The organism is Pseudomonas sp. 39004, assembly GCF_028682155.1.
Taxonomy (GTDB): Bacteria; Pseudomonadota; Gammaproteobacteria; order Pseudomonadales; family Pseudomonadaceae; genus Aquipseudomonas; species Aquipseudomonas capeferrum.
In genome coordinates, this window is sequence record NZ_JANIAG010000136.1 from 1 (window position 1) to 15855 (window position 15855).

Here is a 15855-nt window from a genome sequence, read left to right on the forward strand (position 1 = left end):
GCGGGCTTGCCCCGCGAAGTGGCCGGTCCAGTCAGCGCAACATCCTGGCCAACCGCTCCCCACTGCCACAGGCCAAGGTAAAGCCTAATGCCCCATGCCCCAGGTTCAGCCACAGGTTTCGGTAAGCCGTAGCGCCAATGATCGGCACCCCGGTAGGGGTCGCCGGCCGCATCCCCGCCCACTCTACTGCCTGCTCGTAGTCTGCGGCATCGGGCAACGTATCAAGTGCCAGCCGGCGCATGCTGTTGAGCCTGCGCGCATCCACCGACTCGTCGAAGCCGACGATGTCCACCATCGCTGCAACCCGCAATTGCCGGTCCAGGCGTGCATAGACGATCTTGCGCTCGTAGTCGGTAAGGCTGAGTCCTGGCGCCCGATGTTCCGTGTTGATCGGCGCTGTCAGGCTGTAGCCCTTCAGCGGATAGACCGGCAGCCTCAAGCCCGGTAGCGCCAGCCCTGCACTGCGATGCCCCGCGCACAGCACCAGGCGCTGAACGTCAACCTGCTCGCCCCCCAGGTGCAGCGCAACGACCTGCTCCTGATGGGCGATCAGCCGCGTCACGGGCCTGCCAAGCAGGAACCGGCACTGCCCGGATGCGCGCAAGCGCTCGGCCAGGCGTTCACAAAAACGGTGACAGTCGGCGACTTCCTCATCAGGCGTCAGAACCCCGCCCACAAACGGCGCCTCGGCCAATGCCGGCTCCAGGGCGCGCAGTTCGGCAGCATCGAGTACCCGTTGGCTGCTCCGATCAAGCAGGCGCTCACGCCCATGGGCGAACGCCCGCTCGCTGCGGAAGGCGACCAGTTTGCCGTTACGCCGCCAGGCGAAATCGGTGAGCCCATCGGCCTCGCGCCAACGCGCCAGGGCGGCCTGGCTTTCCAGCGCCAACGTCAGCAGTTGTGCACCGTTGCGGCGGTTGACGCTGCGCCGGCAGGCCAGCATGAACGCCATCAACCAGCGCCACTGCGCCGGGTCCAGGCGCAACCGCAAGCGCAGCGGCGAATCCCCCTGCAGCATCCAGCCCAACGCCTGCCAGAGCACACCGGCGTCGGCCAATGGCGCCACATAGCGGTAAGACAGCTGCCCGCCGTTGGCGAAACTGGTGGCAGACGCCAGGCGGTCCCGCGCCTCGATCAGGTCCACAGCAAGCCCCTCGCGCACCAGCGCATAGGCTGTCGCCAGGCCAATCACCCCGCCGCCAATTACCGTCACTTTTTGCATCTTGCAGTGCCCCTGTTTCGGCTTCCCTGCCAAGACAGTAACAGCGGATCAGGTCGGGCAGCTATGCGCGCCGTCGTTGAGGCCTTGGCGCACGTTGCGGCTGAGCAGGCTGGCCTTGCCGTCGTGCCACGTCAGGGTAAGCACGTACAGCGTGTCGAAATCATCACCGTTCCAGTCTTCGGTGATCACCCGCTCTTCACCCAGGGCCTTGCCGGCCACGGTATTGATGAGTTCGGGCAGGTAGCCGTGGGACCATGCCGTGTAGACGGTCGCGTTGCGGTACTTGTCGCTCAGCAGTTCTTCGGCCAGCTCGTCGGTATCGTTGGCGCCGTAGTCGATGTTCACCGGCAGGCCCAGGCGGATGGCGCTGGGGGTGATGGTCATCAATGGGCGGATATAACTGTAGCTCTCGTCCTTGCTGCCTTCCTCGACATGCCGCGACGGGTTGGCGGCGAATACGTAGTCGGCATTGCCGAAACGCTCCGGCAGCAACGTGGCCAGGTCCAGTGCACGGTTGAGGCCTTGGCAGTTCAGTTGCCCCAGCCCTTCGCCGGGTTTCTCGGCGTGGCGCAGAAACACCAGGGTCTGCGTGCCATCGGCCGGCTGCGCGCGGCTTTCGACAGCTTCCAACGCCAGCGGTATGGCTACGGCTGTGAGCATCAGGCTTAGCAGCAGGTGGCGACGACGGCGGAGAAACGTTGGCAACTTCATCAAGGCAGGCTCATGTGGCAGAGAGAATCGAGTTGACCCGCCACCCAGCCCGGCGCCGCAGCCGCGAGGCGTCCTTGTAGTGAGTGCCATACTTGGCAACGAGTGAGGGTCAGAGTGCCTTGAACCCGTTTGGTTCCTCCCTGGCGTGTGATTGCCATTCCTTGAGCAAGGCTTAGGTTAGGGGATGGGTGTTGCTGAATTATGTATACCTTGCGCAATTTTCGGGGGGTGGTGTGCATGCCTTGATGATTGCACACCAAAAACCACATCAATCACTCAGTCATCCCGCGTCAGCACTTCCAGCAGTTCGATCTCAAACGTCAGGTCCGAATGCGGCGGAATCGCACCCACACTGCGCTCGCCATAGCCCAACTGCGCCGGCACCTGCAATTTGCGCTTGCCACCAACGCGCATGCCCATCAGGCCTTGGTCCCACCCTTTGATCACCCGACCGGTACCGATCACGCACTGGAAAGGCTTGCCGCGCGACCAGGACGAATCGAACTCGCTGCCGTCGGCCAACCAGCCGGTGTACTGAGTGGTGATGAGGGCGCCTTTGACGGCGGCCTTGCCGTCGCCTTCGACGAGGTCGATGATCTGCAGTTCGCTGCTCATGGCATGCTCCAACGCTGAAAAATCAAAGCCGCCCTTTTCTCAGGAATGCACAGGTTTGGCAAGCGCAGTCGGTGTTTCATGCTGGCGCATTGACTGCATCTTCGCCCGAGAGACAATGACTGGGGATGGCTTTGGGGTTTATAGGTGCATGTCTGGGGTTTTGCAGCGCCTATGAAATCGAGCGCCGCCCGCGCGGCGCATCGCGACGCAAGGCCGCTCCTACATCTGTTTCGGGCCAGTGAGGCCTGTGCCATTGGCGCGCGACCGCCTTGTTTGTACGACGCGATATCGAGGTGGGCACCAAGAGGCCGCGCGCCATTACCCCAGGAATAACTGGCCCGAAACAAATGTAGGAGCGGCCTTGCGTCGCGATGCGCCGCGCGGGCGGCGCTCGATTTCATAGGCGCTGCAAACCCCAAGGCCTACACCTTTAAACCCACACACCCAACTCAGATAAACACACTCCCCCGCAGGTACAACGCCCCCCGCCCGCTAATGATCACCCGGCCATTGCCCGGCACTTCGCAACGCAGCTGCCCCTTGCGCGCCCCACCCTGCTCGCAGCTCAAAACACCCTTGCCCAACCGTTCGGCCCACAACGGCGCCAGGGAGGTATGCGCCGACCCCGTGACCGGGTCCTCATTCACACCAACCCGCGGACCAAACCAACGGGTGACAAAATCATACCCGCGCCCCGGCGCAGTCACGGCGATACCGCGCACGGCAAAAGCCGACAGCGCAACGAAGTCCGGCTTCAGCGGGTCAAGCAGCGAGGCGTCATCAATCACCACCACATAGTCGTCGGACTTGTACACCGCCCGCGCACCGCTCAAGCCCAGCGCCTCCAGCAAGCCTGCCGGCACCTCCACCGCAACCGGCTGCTTGGCCGGAAAATCCATCGCCAACAGCCCATCAACACCTCGGCTGACGCGCAATTCGCCACTGCGGGTATTGAAACGCAACACTGGCGCCTGCTCACCCAGCTGCTCGAACAGCACATACGCCGAGGCCAGGGTGGCATGGCCACACAGGTCGACTTCGACCGTCGGGGTGAACCAACGCAGGTCGTAACCCTCGCCGTTACGCACGAAATAGGCGGTTTCGGACAAGTTGTTCTCTTCGGCGATACGTTGCAGCACATCGTCTGGCAGCCAGCTTTGCAGCGGGATCACCGCCGCCGGGTTGCCACCGAAGGGTTCAGCGGAAAACGCATCGACCTGGAAGATCTCGAGTTGCATGCACACACTCCTTGTTGGCCGGGCCGCTGCCGGGCACCTGTATGAAAAGGGTCAGTCGTGAACCGGGGTCAGCACCGGCTCGCCGGCGAAGAACGCCTGCAGGTTGCGCAGCACCAGCATCACCGTGTCCCGCGCAGCCTCCGGTGACTGGCCAGCCACGTGCGGGGTCAATACGGTGTTGCCGAGGGCCTTGAGGGCATCGGGCACTTCGGGCTCGTCATCGAACACGTCCAGCGCAGCGCCGGCAAGCTGCCCGCCAGCCAGCGCCGCCACCAGGGCCTGGGTGTCCACCACGCTGGCACGGGCGATATTCACCAGGTAACCCTCGGCCCCCAGGGCTTCAAGCACCGCAGCATCGACCAGATGACGAGTAGTGGCGCCGCCAGGCGTGGCCACCACCAGGATGTCGACGGCATCGGCCAGGTGCAACGGGCTGTCGTACCAGGTGTAGGGCACGCTCTGCCGAGGGGTGCGGCTGTGGTAGCTGATGCTCATGTCGAAGCCGAGGTTGGCACGCTTGGCGATCGCCAGCCCCACTGCCCCCAGGCCGAGAATGCCCAGGCGCTTGCCGCTCACCGAAGGGCTGATTACCCGGTTCCACTCGCCGCGGCGGGTACTGGCGTCGGCACGGGGAATGTCGCGCAGCAGCGCCAGCAGCATGGCCAGGGTATGGTCGGCGACTGCGCTGGCATTGGCCCCGGCGCCGTTGGTGACGGTAATACCACGGGCGGCGGCGGCGGCCAGGTCGACCTGCTCGTAGCCGGCCCCGATCACGCAGATGATCTGCAATGCGGGCAGCGCATCGATCTCTGCGGCAGTCAGGCCCAGCGGGCCACGGGTGAGCACCGCATCGATTTGATGGGCGTGGCGCTGGATGGCGTCGGCACGCAGTTGCGGCGACGGGGCGCGAATCAGCCGATAACCCGCCTGTTCCAGCAAGGGCAGGTAATCGTCGACGGTTTCTACCAACACCAGGACTGTCTTGCTCATGCCACCTCCGCGTCTTATCGAAGGGGCATTATGCGGAGTCAGCGGGCGGTACAGTCAATCGGTAATTGAGCAGTCAACTGTACTGTACCGGGAGGGCATCTCTGAGCCTATTGGGCGAAGGCGCGTCCGAGGCCACCCGGAACACCGCTGCTGTCGGTGCCCTGCCATGGGCCATCCGGGCTCAGCGACCAGCTCCAGCCGCCGTCGTAGCGGTAATAGGTGCGCTGGCGATAGAAGGTGTTGGGCTTTTTCTCCAGCACGTATACACCCAGTTTCGGGTCCCAGTGGCTGGCTCCCCCTGGCGGCGGGGCGAAGCTGGCGGAGGTACGTGGCATCGGTTTGGGGGTGGCCGCAGGTTTGCTTGGCGAGGTCGAAGGCTGCCCGCCCGGCAGCGGTTTGACCACCGGCCCCTGGTGCGGCGGCACCCGCTCGATCGGCGGCGCGGGCTGCTCGTAAGGCTCATGCACCGTACACGCGGACAAACCCAGGGCAAGGGTGATCAGGGTCAGGCGGACGGTGCTGTGCATGGCAATGCTCTCTTACGGGTCAGGGCTGTCGATGGTGAGGTGCTGCGTGGCCTGGGTGGCAGTGGCCAATGGCGAACCCTGGCCGATCCACTCGCCGTGGGTCGGTTGGCCGGCACGCGAGACACGGGCAACCAGTTGGACTTCGGTAAAGTCCGACAGTTTCATCTGCGGCATCATCGCGTCGGCATCGGACAACTCCACCTCGATCGGCAACTGCGCCACGGTCACCCGCTTTGCCGCCAGCGGCATCGGCGGGCCGTTACTGGCACGGGCGAAGATGAACACCGTGTCGTCTGGCTTGACCTTGTCCTTGAGCGCCGCAGCCAGCTCCACCCGCACCGTCAGGCGGGCAGCCACCGGCGCCACGGACGGGCCAGGCTCACTTCCCAGGCGCTCGGCAGCACGGTCGATACCCCCCTGCAAGGCGGCACGCGATGCATCGCCTTCGGGCAGTTGCGCCAGCAGGCGCTTCCAGTAGTCGATGGCTTCCTGGTAGCGCTCCCCCTCGAAAGCGGCAATACCGCGCAGCCCCAGGCTGGTCACTTCGTTGGGGTCGGCCTTGAGGGCTTCGTCGGTCAGTCCCTGCAGCTGCGGGTTCCATTGCTTGTCGGCAGCGAAGTACTGCGCCTGGGCCCACTGCCCTAGCAACTCGGGCTGGCGCCCGGCCAAGGCCACCGCACGCTCGAACGTACGCGCCGCATCGGCTGGACGCTGCTCGGCCATGTAGGCACGGCCCAGGAAATACAGGGCCTCGGCCGAATCTGGCTGGGCCTTCACGACCCGTTCAAGGCGTGTGGTCATCTCCTCCATGGTCTTCGGCGCCTGGGCAAACTCCTGGGTCAGCTCAACCTTGTCGGCCGCGCCAAAATGCAGGTACAGCCCCAAGGCCATCAGCGGCACCAGCACCGCCGCCAACAGCGGCAGGGTTTTACCCAGATGGCCCTGGCGTGGGGGCTCGCTGCCTTCGGTGTCGGCCAGCAGCTCGCGGGCCGCCTCGTCACGGCCCTTGGCCAGCTGCGCCTCGTCGAGCACGCCAGCGGCCTGCTGGGCCGCCAGTTCGGCAACGCGTTCCTGGTACAGGGCAACGTTCAGGGCGGTGCGGTCTTCCTCTTGCTGACGGCGACGGCCACGCAGGATCGGGATCAGCAGAAAGCTGAGGGCAGCGAGCAGCAGGAGGCCCGCGCTAAGCCAGAATTCAATCATGGGTCTGTTCTTTTTCCAGCAGTTTGGCGAGACGTTCGCGTTCTTCGACGGACAGCTCATTGGCACCGTGGGCCACCGTGGCGCGGCGGCGACGCACAATCACCACCAGCACCACGAAGCCGCCGGCCAGCAAGACCCCCGGGCCGAACCACAACAGCCAGGTACGCGCGCTGAGCGCCGGCTTGTACCGCACGAAATCGCCGTAGCGGTCGACCATGAAGTCGACGATCTGCGCGTTGTTCTTGCCTTCGCCCAGCATGCGGAAGATCTCGCGGCGCAGGTCGGCGGCAATCGGCGCGTTGGAGTCGGCGATGTCCTGGTTCTGGCACTTGGGGCAGCGCAGTTCCTTGGTCAGTTGCTGATAACGCTCACGTTCGGCGTCGTCGCGAAACTGGTAGGTATCGATGGCCGCCCTGGCCACACCGGCCAGGCCCAGGCCAAGGGCCAACCCCAGCACCACGGCTGCCAGCCCCCGCCTCATGGCTTGGCCTCATCGACCAGGCCCTGGTACAGCGGCGCCAGCTGTTCGCGCCAGACGCTGGCATCGACGATACCCACGTGCTTGTAGCGGATGATGCCCTTGGCGTCGATCAGGAAGGTTTCCGGCGCGCCATACACGCCCAGGTCCAGGCCCAGGGTGCCCTGCTCGTCGCGGATGTCCAGCTGGTACGGGTTGTGGTATTCGGCCAACCACTTCAACGCGGCGCCATTGTCGTCCTTGTAGTTGACCCCATGAATCACCACGCCTTGCTCGGCCAGCTGGTTCAGGTACGGGTGCTCGACCTTGCACGACGGGCACCAGGTGCCCCACACATTGACCAACGCCGGGCGGCCCAGCAGGTCGGCCTGGGTCAGGTTGCGGTCACCCTGCACCGAGGCCAGGGCAAATGCCGGGAAGGGCTTGCCGATCATCGCCGAGGGCAGCTCGTCGGGCTTGAGGAACAGCCCCTTGTAGAGGAAAACCGCCACCAGCAGAAACACCGCCAGTGGCACCACCATGATCCAACGCTTCATGCAGCTGCTCCAGACACGCCCAGGACATCACGCACCCGGGTCTTGACCTTGACGCGGTAACGCCGGTCGAGGGCCGCCAGCAACCCGCCCAGGCCGGTCAGCAGACCGCCCAGCCAGATCCAGCGGACGTATGGTTTGATATGCACGCGCACCGCCCAGGCACCGTTTTCCAGCGGCTCGCCCAGGGCGACGTACAGGTCGCGGGTGAAGCCTGCGTCGATGCCAGCTTCGGTCATCATCGACTGCTGCACGGTGTACAGCCGCTTCTCGGGGTGCAGCGTGGTCACTTCACGGCCATCGCGGGACACCACCACGGTGCCTTTGTCGGAGATGAAGTTCGGCCCCTCGAAGTGCTTGGCGCCCTGGAACAGGAAGTGATAACCACCCAGCTCGACACTTTCACCCGGCGCCATGCGCAGGTCGCGCTCGGCACTGTTGTTGCTCGACAGCACCACGCCCAGTGCGCACACTGCCAGGCCAAAGTGCGCCAGCTGCATGCCCCAGTAGCTGCGGGTGAGGCCGCGCATGCCCTTGGCCAGGCCCTTGTGACGGGTTTTTTCGAGCACATCACGCAGCCCGCTGAGCACCACCCAGGCCGCGAGGGCAAAGGCGGTCAGCGTGGGCCAGTCGAAGTCGTCGACGATAAAACCGGCGACCGGGGCCAGTACCGCACTGCCGATCAGCACCGGGGTCATCATGCTCGCCAGCCACTTGCCGGGGGTGTCCTTCCAGCGCACCACCACACCGAAGCCGAGCACGACCATCAACAGTGCCATCAGCGGCAGGAACAACGCATCGAAGTACGGCGGGCCGACCGACAGCTTGGCCCCGGTCAGGGCATCGAGCACCAGCGGGTACAGGGTGCCGAGCAGAATCATCGACGCCGCCACCACCAGCACCAGGTTGTTGGCCAGCAACAGCGTCTCGCGCGACCACAGGGCAAAGCCGACCTGGCTCTTGACCACCGGCGCGCGCAGGGCGAACAGGGTCAGCGAGCCGCCCACCACAAACAGCAGGAAGATCAGGATGAACACGCCGCGTGACGGGTCGGCGGCGAACGCATGCACCGAGGTCAGCACCCCGGATCGCACCAGGAAGGTGCCCAACAGGCTCAACGAGAAGGCTGCGATCGCCAACAGCACGGTCCAGCTCTTGAACACCCCGCGTTTCTCGGTCACCGCCAGCGAGTGGATCAATGCCGTACCCACCAGCCAAGGCATGAACGAGGCGTTTTCCACCGGGTCCCAGAACCACCAGCCACCCCAGCCCAGCTCGTAGTAAGCCCACCAGGAGCCCAGGGTGATGCCCACACCGAGGAAGGCCCAGGCGACAATGGTCCACGGCCGCGACCAGCGCGCCCAGGCCGCGTCAAGGCGCCCGCCGAGCAAGGCGGCGATGGCGAAGGCGAAAGCCACCGAAAAACCGACATAGCCCATGTACAGCATCGGCGGGTGGACGATAAGGCCGATGTCCTGCAGCAGCGGATTGAGGTCGCGACCGTCGGTTGGCACTTGCGGCAGCAGGCGCTGGAACGGGTTGGAGGTGATGATCAGGAAGCTCAGGAAGCCCACGCTGATCATGCCCATCACCGCCAGCACTCGGGCCAGCATCACTTGCGGCAGCTGGCGCGAGAACACCGACACGGCGAAGGTCCAGCCCCCCAGGATCAACGCCCAGAGCAGCAGCGAGCCCTCGTGCGCGCCCCACACGGCACTGAACTTGAAGTACCAGGGCAAGGCGCTGTTGGAGTTGCTGGCCACATAGGCAACCGAGAAGTTGTCGGTCATGAAGGCATGGGTGAGGCAGGCGAAGGCAAAGCTGAGGAAGGCAAATTGCCCCCAGGCCGCCGGCCGCGCCAGGCTCATCCACAGGCTGTCACCGCGCCACGCGCCGAGCAGCGGCACGCTGGCCTGCACGGCGGCAAAACAGATGGCCAGGATCATCGCCAACTGGCCGAGTTCGGGAATCACCAGCGCCGCGTTCATGGCTTGGCCTCCGCGCCCGCAGCGGCCTGGCCGCTTTCCTTCAAGGCCTTGGTGACCTCGGGCGGCATGTACTTCTCGTCGTGCTTGGCCAGCACTTCATCGGCCACCACCACACCTTCACCATTGAGCTTGCCCAGGGCAACGATGCCCTGTCCTTCACGGAACAGGTCGGGGAGGATACCGCGGTAGGTGATCGGCACCGACTTGTTGAAGTCAGTGACCACGAAGCGCACGTCGAGCGAGTCAGCCGAGCGCTGCACCGAACCTTTTTCGACCATGCCGCCAGCCCGAATACGGGTATCCAGGGGGGCTTCGCCATTGGCGATCTGAGTCGGCGTGTAGAACAGGTTGATGTTCTGCTGCAATGCGCTCAGGGCAAAGCCGACGGCAATCCCGACACCGACCAGCAGGCCGGCGATGAGCAACAGGCGTTTCTTGCGCTGCGGATTCACTGGTTGTTCTCCCGGCGCAAGCGGCGCGCCTCATCTTGCAGGTAGCGACGGCGGGCCAGCAGCGGGGTGGCGACATTCAGCGCCAGTACCGCCAGGCAGATGCCATAGGCCGTCCACACATACAGGCCGTGGTGGCCCATGGCGAGGAAATCACCGAACGAGGCAAAACTCATTGCGCGGCCCTCCGCCCCAGGCTGTTCAACACTTCCTCCTTGACCCAACTGGCGCGTGCCTCGCGCTTGAGCACCTCAAGGCGCATGCGCAACAACAGCACCACGCCGAAGAAGCAGTAGAAGCCCAGTGCCGTGCACAGCAGCGGCAGCCACATCTCGGCGGGCATCGCAGGTTTTTCGGTGAGGGTGAAGGTGGCGCCCTGATGCAGGGTGTTCCACCACTCCACCGAATACTTGATGATCGGTATGTTGATTACCCCGACGATGGCCAGCACCGCGCAGGCCTTGGCCGCGCTGTCACGATTACTGATTGCCTGGCCCAGCGCAATAATGCCGAAGTACAAGAACAGCAAGATCAGCATCGACGTCAGCCGCGCATCCCACACCCACCAGCTACCCCAGGTCGGCTTGCCCCAGATGGCGCCGGTGACCAGCGCCACGGCGGTCATCCAGGCGCCGATGGGCGCGGCGCATTGCAGGGCGACGTCGGCCAGTTTCATCTTCCACACCAGCCCCACCACCCCGGCCACCGCCAGCAGCACGTAGCACGATTGCGCCAGCATCGCCGCCGGCACATGGATGTAGATGATGCGGAAACTGTTGCCCTGCTGGTAATCCTGGGGCGCGAACGCCAGGCCCCAGGTGACGCCCACCAGCAACAGCACGATGGCGCAGACGGTCAGCCATGGCAGCATGCGGCCGCTGATGGCATAGAACCATTTGGGAGAACCGAGTTTGTGGAACCACGTCCAACTCATTTTCATCAGGGTACATCCAGGGTATTAGCCGGGCTTGAGAGCCCAGGACTCGTTATTCGCCGACGCTGATCTTCAGGCCGGCCGCTATCGCAAAGGGTGCCAGTGTCACCGCCAGGGCCGTGAGGCTGGCAAGCCAGAGCAGGTGGCCAGTGGCGGGCATATTCTGCAACGCCGCCTGCAACGCACCACTGCCCAGGATCAATACAGGGATATACAACGGCAGAATCAGCAACGCCAGCAGCAACCCGCCACGTTTGAGGCCGACCGTCAGCGCCGCACCCACTGCACCCAACAGGCTCAGCACCGGCGTGCCCAGCAGCAAGGAGGCGAGCAGCACCGGCAGGCAATGGCTCGGCAACCCCAGCATCAGCGCCAGCAGTGGCGCCAACAATACCAGCGCCAGGCCGGAAAAGATCCAGTGCGCCAGCACCTTGGCCAGCACCAGCAGCGCCAGCGGGTGGGGCGACAGCACCCACTGCTCCAGCGAGCCGTCCTCGAAATCGCTGCGGAACAGGCCGTCCAGCGATAACAGCACAGCCAGCAAGGCCGCGACCCACACCAGGCCAGGTGACAAGGTTTGCAACAATTGGCTTTCAGGGCCGACCGCCAGCGGGAACAGGGCAACCACGATGGCGAAGAACACCAGTGGGTTGGCCAGTTCTGCGGGGCGGCGGAACAACAGACGCGCTTCGCGGCGCAGCAACAGGATGAATACGCTCATGCCGCCCATTGCCCCAGGTTCAGTTCACGGTAGCCCGACGGCTTGCGGTCAAGGCTGTGGTGGGTGGTCAGCACCACCGTGCCACCCTGCTCGCAATGCGCTGCCAGGTGCGCTTCGAGCTGCGCCACACCTTGTTTGTCGAGGGCGGTGAACGGTTCGTCGAGAATCCACAAGGGCGGGCTGTCCAGGTACAGCCGGGCCAGGGCTACACGGCGCTGCTGGCCGGCCGACAAGGTATGGCAAGGCACGTCTTCGAAGCCGCGCAGGCCGACTGCCGCCAGCGCCGCCCAGATGCGCTCGGCGCTGGCGGGCTGGTGCAGGGCACAAAGCCAGGTTAGGTTCTCTTCGGCGGTGAGCAGGTCCTTGATGCCCGCAGCGTGGCCGATCCACAGCAGGATGCTGGCCAAGGCATGGCGCTGCTCGGCCAGCGGCTTGCCGCCCAGCAGGATCTGCCCGGCGGTCGGCTGCATCAACCCGGCCAACAGGCGTAGCAAGCTGGTCTTGCCGCTGCCGTTGGGGCCGCTGATCTGCAGCATGTCGCCGGGCCGCAGCTCGAAATCGAGCTGCTCGAACAGCAGGCGCCAGTCGCGCTCGCAGGCCAGGCCTGCGGCTTGGAGATGAAGGGTCACGGTTTCGCCTTATCCAGTTTACGGCTCAAGTCGCCCCCCTCGCTGCCGTTATACTGGCAGTGGCGGGCGGGCGGCATTATTACATGCACGGCCTCGCTGCCAAGAGGCGGGTTCGACAGGTTGTATACAATCATGACTGAAATCAATAGTCTCGGCGCACAAACCGCGATCAGCGCCCAGGCCATCAAGGCGGGCATGACCGGCGAACTGCTGCGCCTGACCCAAGCACAGCCCGGCTTGATCGCCCCCGGCGAAACGGCGCAAGCCGAGGTCGTGTCGCTACGCCAGCTGGGCCGGGAGTTCCAGGTCGTGCTGCGGCTGATCCAGGCCAACGGCGCCCAGACCCAATTGCAGGCCAGCGCCAGCCAGCCGCTACCCCCCGGCAGCCAAGTCACCGTCAGCCAGACCGAGGGCAATCGCCTGGCGATCATGCTGCAACAGGCCAGCGCCAGCAACATCGCCACCCTCACCCGCCTGGACACGGCCAAAGTACCGGTAGGCACCCTGTTGCAGGGCAAGGTCCTGACCAACCAGCCCATCCTACAAGCGCCTGGCCAGGCGGCCGGTTACCGGGCACTGGTGAGCCTGCTCAACAGCGCGCAGGCCGGTGCCACCCTGACCATCGACAGCCCGCGCCCGCTGCCCGTAGGCAGCCTGCTCAGCGCGCGGGTGCAAGGCGACCAGTCGCTGCAATTCGTACCGCTCAGCGGCCGGCAAGACCAGCTCAGCATCGCCCAGCAACTGCTCACCCAGCAAAATCGCCAAGCCTCGTTAACCGGCCTGCTCAGTGCATTGCAGCAGGTCGCCCGCGACCCCGGCGCCGACGGTAGCCTGCGCAGCAGTGCCGAGCGTTTGCTGGCGGGGTTGCCGGACGTGCGCCAGCTCGGCGATGCCAAAGCCGTCGCCCAGGCCCTGAACAACAGCGGTACCTTCCTCGAAGCGAAGCTGCTGGGCGGCTTCCCAGCCAGCGTGGCCACCGACCTCAAGGCCCATCTGCTCAGGTTGATCACCCAGGCCTCGGTCACCGCGCCCGGGGCACCGGCCCTGATGCCAAGCACCTTGGCCCTGACCCTGCCGGCCCTCGCCCGTGGCGCCTTGGGCATGCTCGACCGGGTCAGCCCGAAACCGCAACCAGGGGCGTTTCCGCTGCCTTCGCGGCTACTCAAGGCCATGGAAGACGAAGGCGACCTGCAACAATTGTTGCGCCTGGCTGCTGCGGCCGTTTCACGCCTGCAGAGCCATGCCATGAGCAGCCTGCAACAGAGCGGCAACCTTGAAAACGGCAACCTGCAGACCACCTGGCAGACTGAAGTGCCGATCCGCCATGGCCAGGAATTCATCCCGCTGCAAGTCAAGCTGCAACGCGAAGAAACGCCGCAACAGCAAGCTGACCGCCAGCACCAAGAGCAAGACCCGCTACAAGCGCTGTGGCGTATCGAGTTGGCCTTCGACCTCGCTCCGCTTGGCCCTTTGCAAGTGCAGGCACAACTGAGCCAGGGCCGCCTGAACGGGCAACTGTGGGCGGAGCGGGAACAGACCGCGCGGCTGATCGACAGCCAGCTCGGCACCCTGCGCGAGCGCCTGCTGGCCAGGGGCCTGGACGTCGGCGACCTGGAATGCCACCCCGGCACCCCACCCCAAGGCCCCCGCACGCGAGTCGAACAACGCTGGGTGGACGAAAACGCATGAGTGGCAAAACACCGCGCCAGGCCATTGCCCTGAGCTACGACGGCCAGCAGGCCCCCACCCTCAGCGCCAAGGGCGACGATGCCCTGGCCGAGGCGATTCTGGCCCTGGCCCGCGAACACGAGGTGCCGATCTACGAAAACGCCGAGCTGGTGCGCCTGCTGGCACGGCTGGAGCTGGGCGACCAGATACCCGAGGCGCTGTACCTGACCATTGCCGAAATCATTGCCTTTGCCTGGCAACTGCGTGGCAAGGTGCCCGTCGGCTTCAACGACGCAGCGGCTGGCGAACGGGACATCACCCCCGACCTCGCGCGTCTGCCATTTGGCAACAGCATCGAGTAACGCCGGCCGTAACAGCCGCTGCAGTATCTACCACCCTGCCCCCCTGTGCCTGCAAGACCCTTGGGTTCCAACCTTGCCGATCACAGGTTCCTACCATGTCGATACCCTTTGTGAGTGCTGCGGGCACCCAGTACGTTCGCGACCATCTAAAGCACTTCCCCCGCCCCGACCAGGAAGCATCGCGTGCCATCCGCGACTGGTACCAAAGCCAGGGAATAACCCTGGACCCTGACCAAACCGACGTCGTGACCCTGCATTACCGCGGGCATCAAGCTGTCATCGCAGAGCGAATGTCCCTCACCATGGCGGTATTGTCGGACTGGCAAGGCGAGTCCAACCGCAACCTGATTGGCGCGCTGTTCTCGGAGCCTTGGGCCGGAACCTTCCCCGAAGGCCCGGTGAACATCGTCCAGAGCCTGCCAAAACCAGGCCTGCTGGACAACAGCGCGGGATTTTCGGTGTTCAATGGCCTGTTTCGCAGGACCGACCCGCCTCGCTTCGATGCGACCACGCACATACCCGTGCACGCCGAAGCGCTGCAGACATTCATCTGGCACATGGACTTCCATGACCGCTACAAGGCCCTCCTCGACGACTACTGGGCGCACTACCTGCAAGATCATCGTCTGGCGGCCAAGATCAACTTCATCAGCGCCTGCAACAAACAAGTCGAGGAAGGCAGCCTGAGCGACGCCGGGCGCAAGCTCGCCTGGCAGGCGGCCGGGCTCATGCAGCCAACCCAGGAACTACGTGTCAGAGCCCTGAACATCTATGGCTATGCCGCCACCGACCTGCTGTGCATCCGCGCCAAAGGCAGTGACTTGACGCTGCTGTATTTCCCTGGCAACAGTTCACCCTTGCATGAGTTTGCCACCCACAGCGCCCTGCAGGACTGGGTCGGCCTGCAATGCCAAAGTGCCGAAAAACGTCAACTGCTGCGCCAGCACTTTGCCCTGGCCGACCTGCCGGACGGCCTGGATTTCAGCGGCCTGGACAGCGCCTTGGAAGGCTTGGGGGTTTACCCCAAGGTACATCGCCTATCGCCCGATCGCTCAGGGTTCACCACTGACGGCACCTGGCCACCCAGGCAGTACGTCAACTACCGCGCGAGCAAGTACAGCCCCCCCTTGCACGGTGACCTGTTCCTGGCCCTGAGCAACCGTCAACGCGAGCGCTGCTACCAGGACGGGGACTTTCTCATTACCCGCAACAGCGATGTGACCGAGGCCAAGTGGCGCGGCTACCTTGTCAGCGCGCTGAACCTGTTGGCCCCGTTGGCGCTGGTGGTGCCGGAGCTAGCGCCAGTCTTCGCGCTCGGTGGGGTCGCCTTGTTCGGCGAGGGGGTGAATCAGGCGATCAACGGCAAGAGCCTGCAAGCAAAAGCCGATGGCGTCGCCACAGCGGAATTCGGCGCCTTCAACGCTGTCCCCCTGTTGGCATCCGGGCTGACCGAAGTGCCGGCACTGTTTCGCACCAAAAACCGGAACTTCGTATTCCCCCGCCTGGTGAACGATCAATGGGGTTACCCGCTGAGCCCGATCGACCCACCCAGGCTGCCTGACATCGATGTGGCGGCGTACTTCCACC

General features: G+C 64.7%; 18 protein-coding genes. 3 read left to right on the forward strand and 15 right to left on the reverse strand.

The annotated features are described in order from the left end of the window. Nucleotides 1-31 precede the first annotated feature (31 nt). The 15 genes from NP534_RS20170 to ccmA all read right to left on the reverse strand — a co-directional run bounded on the left by NP534_RS20170 (nt 32) and on the right by ccmA (nt 12238). Nucleotides 32-1222 carry a D-amino acid dehydrogenase gene (locus NP534_RS20170; protein ID WP_274099864.1) on the reverse strand — a complete coding sequence of 397 codons (1191 nt, stop codon included), beginning with the start codon at nt 1220-1222 and terminating at the stop codon, nt 32-34. A 48-nt stretch (nt 1223-1270) separates the two neighbouring features. Next, nucleotides 1271-1933, reverse strand: coding sequence for a histidine phosphatase family protein (locus tag NP534_RS20175; RefSeq protein ID WP_274099865.1), 663 nt, complete (start codon nt 1931-1933; stop codon nt 1271-1273). A 276-nt stretch (nt 1934-2209) separates the two neighbouring features. Further along, nucleotides 2210-2548, reverse strand: a complete 339-nt coding sequence (locus NP534_RS20180) for an FKBP-type peptidyl-prolyl cis-trans isomerase (RefSeq protein ID WP_047583653.1) — start codon at nt 2546-2548, stop codon at nt 2210-2212. A gap of 449 nt (nt 2549-2997) precedes the next feature. Beyond that, complete coding sequence (locus NP534_RS20185; RefSeq protein ID WP_274099866.1) at nt 2998-3786, reverse strand: PhzF family phenazine biosynthesis protein; 789 nt, start codon at nt 3784-3786, stop codon at nt 2998-3000. A 51-nt stretch (nt 3787-3837) separates the two neighbouring features. Beyond that, nucleotides 3838-4776, reverse strand: coding sequence for a 2-hydroxyacid dehydrogenase (locus tag NP534_RS20190; protein ID WP_274099867.1), 939 nt, complete (start codon nt 4774-4776; stop codon nt 3838-3840). A gap of 107 nt (nt 4777-4883) precedes the next feature. Continuing rightward, nucleotides 4884-5303: a hypothetical protein gene (locus NP534_RS20195; protein ID WP_033699422.1), complete on the reverse strand. Its 420-nt coding sequence runs from the start codon at nt 5301-5303 to the stop codon at nt 4884-4886. A gap of 12 nt (nt 5304-5315) precedes the next feature. After that, the gene (gene ccmI, locus NP534_RS20200; protein ID WP_274099868.1) at nt 5316-6506 is read right to left on the reverse strand and encodes a c-type cytochrome biogenesis protein CcmI; all 1191 of its coding nucleotides are present in this window, start codon (nt 6504-6506) and stop codon (nt 5316-5318) included. Further along, the gene (locus NP534_RS20205; RefSeq protein WP_274099869.1) at nt 6499-6987 is read right to left on the reverse strand and encodes a cytochrome c-type biogenesis protein; all 489 of its coding nucleotides are present in this window, start codon (nt 6985-6987) and stop codon (nt 6499-6501) included. Before NP534_RS20205 ends, ccmI begins: the two co-directional genes overlap by 8 nt. Then, a complete protein-coding gene (locus NP534_RS20210; RefSeq protein WP_095063717.1) occupies nt 6984-7520 on the reverse strand; it encodes a DsbE family thiol:disulfide interchange protein in 537 nt (178 codons plus the stop codon). Before NP534_RS20210 ends, NP534_RS20205 begins: the two co-directional genes overlap by 4 nt. Then, nucleotides 7517-9490, reverse strand: a complete 1974-nt coding sequence (locus NP534_RS20215) for a heme lyase CcmF/NrfE family subunit (protein ID WP_186656528.1) — start codon at nt 9488-9490, stop codon at nt 7517-7519. Before NP534_RS20215 ends, NP534_RS20210 begins: the two co-directional genes overlap by 4 nt. A gap of 11 nt (nt 9491-9501) precedes the next feature. Further along, the gene (gene ccmE / locus NP534_RS20220; protein ID WP_274099870.1) at nt 9502-9957 is read right to left on the reverse strand and encodes a cytochrome c maturation protein CcmE; all 456 of its coding nucleotides are present in this window, start codon (nt 9955-9957) and stop codon (nt 9502-9504) included. Next, nucleotides 9954-10130 (reverse strand): heme exporter protein CcmD, encoded by a 177-nt coding sequence (gene ccmD / locus NP534_RS20225; protein WP_033699430.1) that lies wholly within the window; start codon nt 10128-10130, stop codon nt 9954-9956. The genes ccmE and ccmD overlap by 4 nt, the downstream gene beginning before the upstream one ends. After that, nucleotides 10127-10894 (reverse strand): heme ABC transporter permease, encoded by a 768-nt coding sequence (locus NP534_RS20230; protein ID WP_033699432.1) that lies wholly within the window; start codon nt 10892-10894, stop codon nt 10127-10129. Before NP534_RS20230 ends, ccmD begins: the two co-directional genes overlap by 4 nt. A gap of 46 nt (nt 10895-10940) precedes the next feature. Further along, on the reverse strand, nt 10941-11618 hold the full coding sequence (ccmB, locus tag NP534_RS20235; protein WP_371097214.1) for a heme exporter protein CcmB: 678 nt from the start codon (nt 11616-11618) through the stop codon (nt 10941-10943). After that, nucleotides 11606-12238, reverse strand: a complete 633-nt coding sequence (gene ccmA / locus NP534_RS20240; protein WP_274099871.1) for a cytochrome c biogenesis heme-transporting ATPase CcmA — start codon at nt 12236-12238, stop codon at nt 11606-11608. The genes ccmB and ccmA overlap by 13 nt, the downstream gene beginning before the upstream one ends. Before the next feature lie 132 nt (nt 12239-12370). Between ccmA and fliK the strand changes: the two genes are divergently transcribed. The 3 genes from fliK to NP534_RS20255 all read left to right on the forward strand — a co-directional run. Continuing rightward, nucleotides 12371-13927, forward strand: a complete 1557-nt coding sequence (gene fliK / locus NP534_RS20245; RefSeq protein WP_274099872.1) for a flagellar hook-length control protein FliK — start codon at nt 12371-12373, stop codon at nt 13925-13927. Further along, the gene (locus tag NP534_RS20250; protein WP_274099873.1) at nt 13924-14268 is read left to right on the forward strand and encodes an EscU/YscU/HrcU family type III secretion system export apparatus switch protein; all 345 of its coding nucleotides are present in this window, start codon (nt 13924-13926) and stop codon (nt 14266-14268) included. The genes fliK and NP534_RS20250 overlap by 4 nt, the downstream gene beginning before the upstream one ends. A gap of 95 nt (nt 14269-14363) precedes the next feature. Further along, the coding region (locus NP534_RS20255; RefSeq protein WP_337994326.1) for a dermonecrotic toxin domain-containing protein at nt 14364-15855 on the forward strand (1492 nt) is incomplete at its 3' end.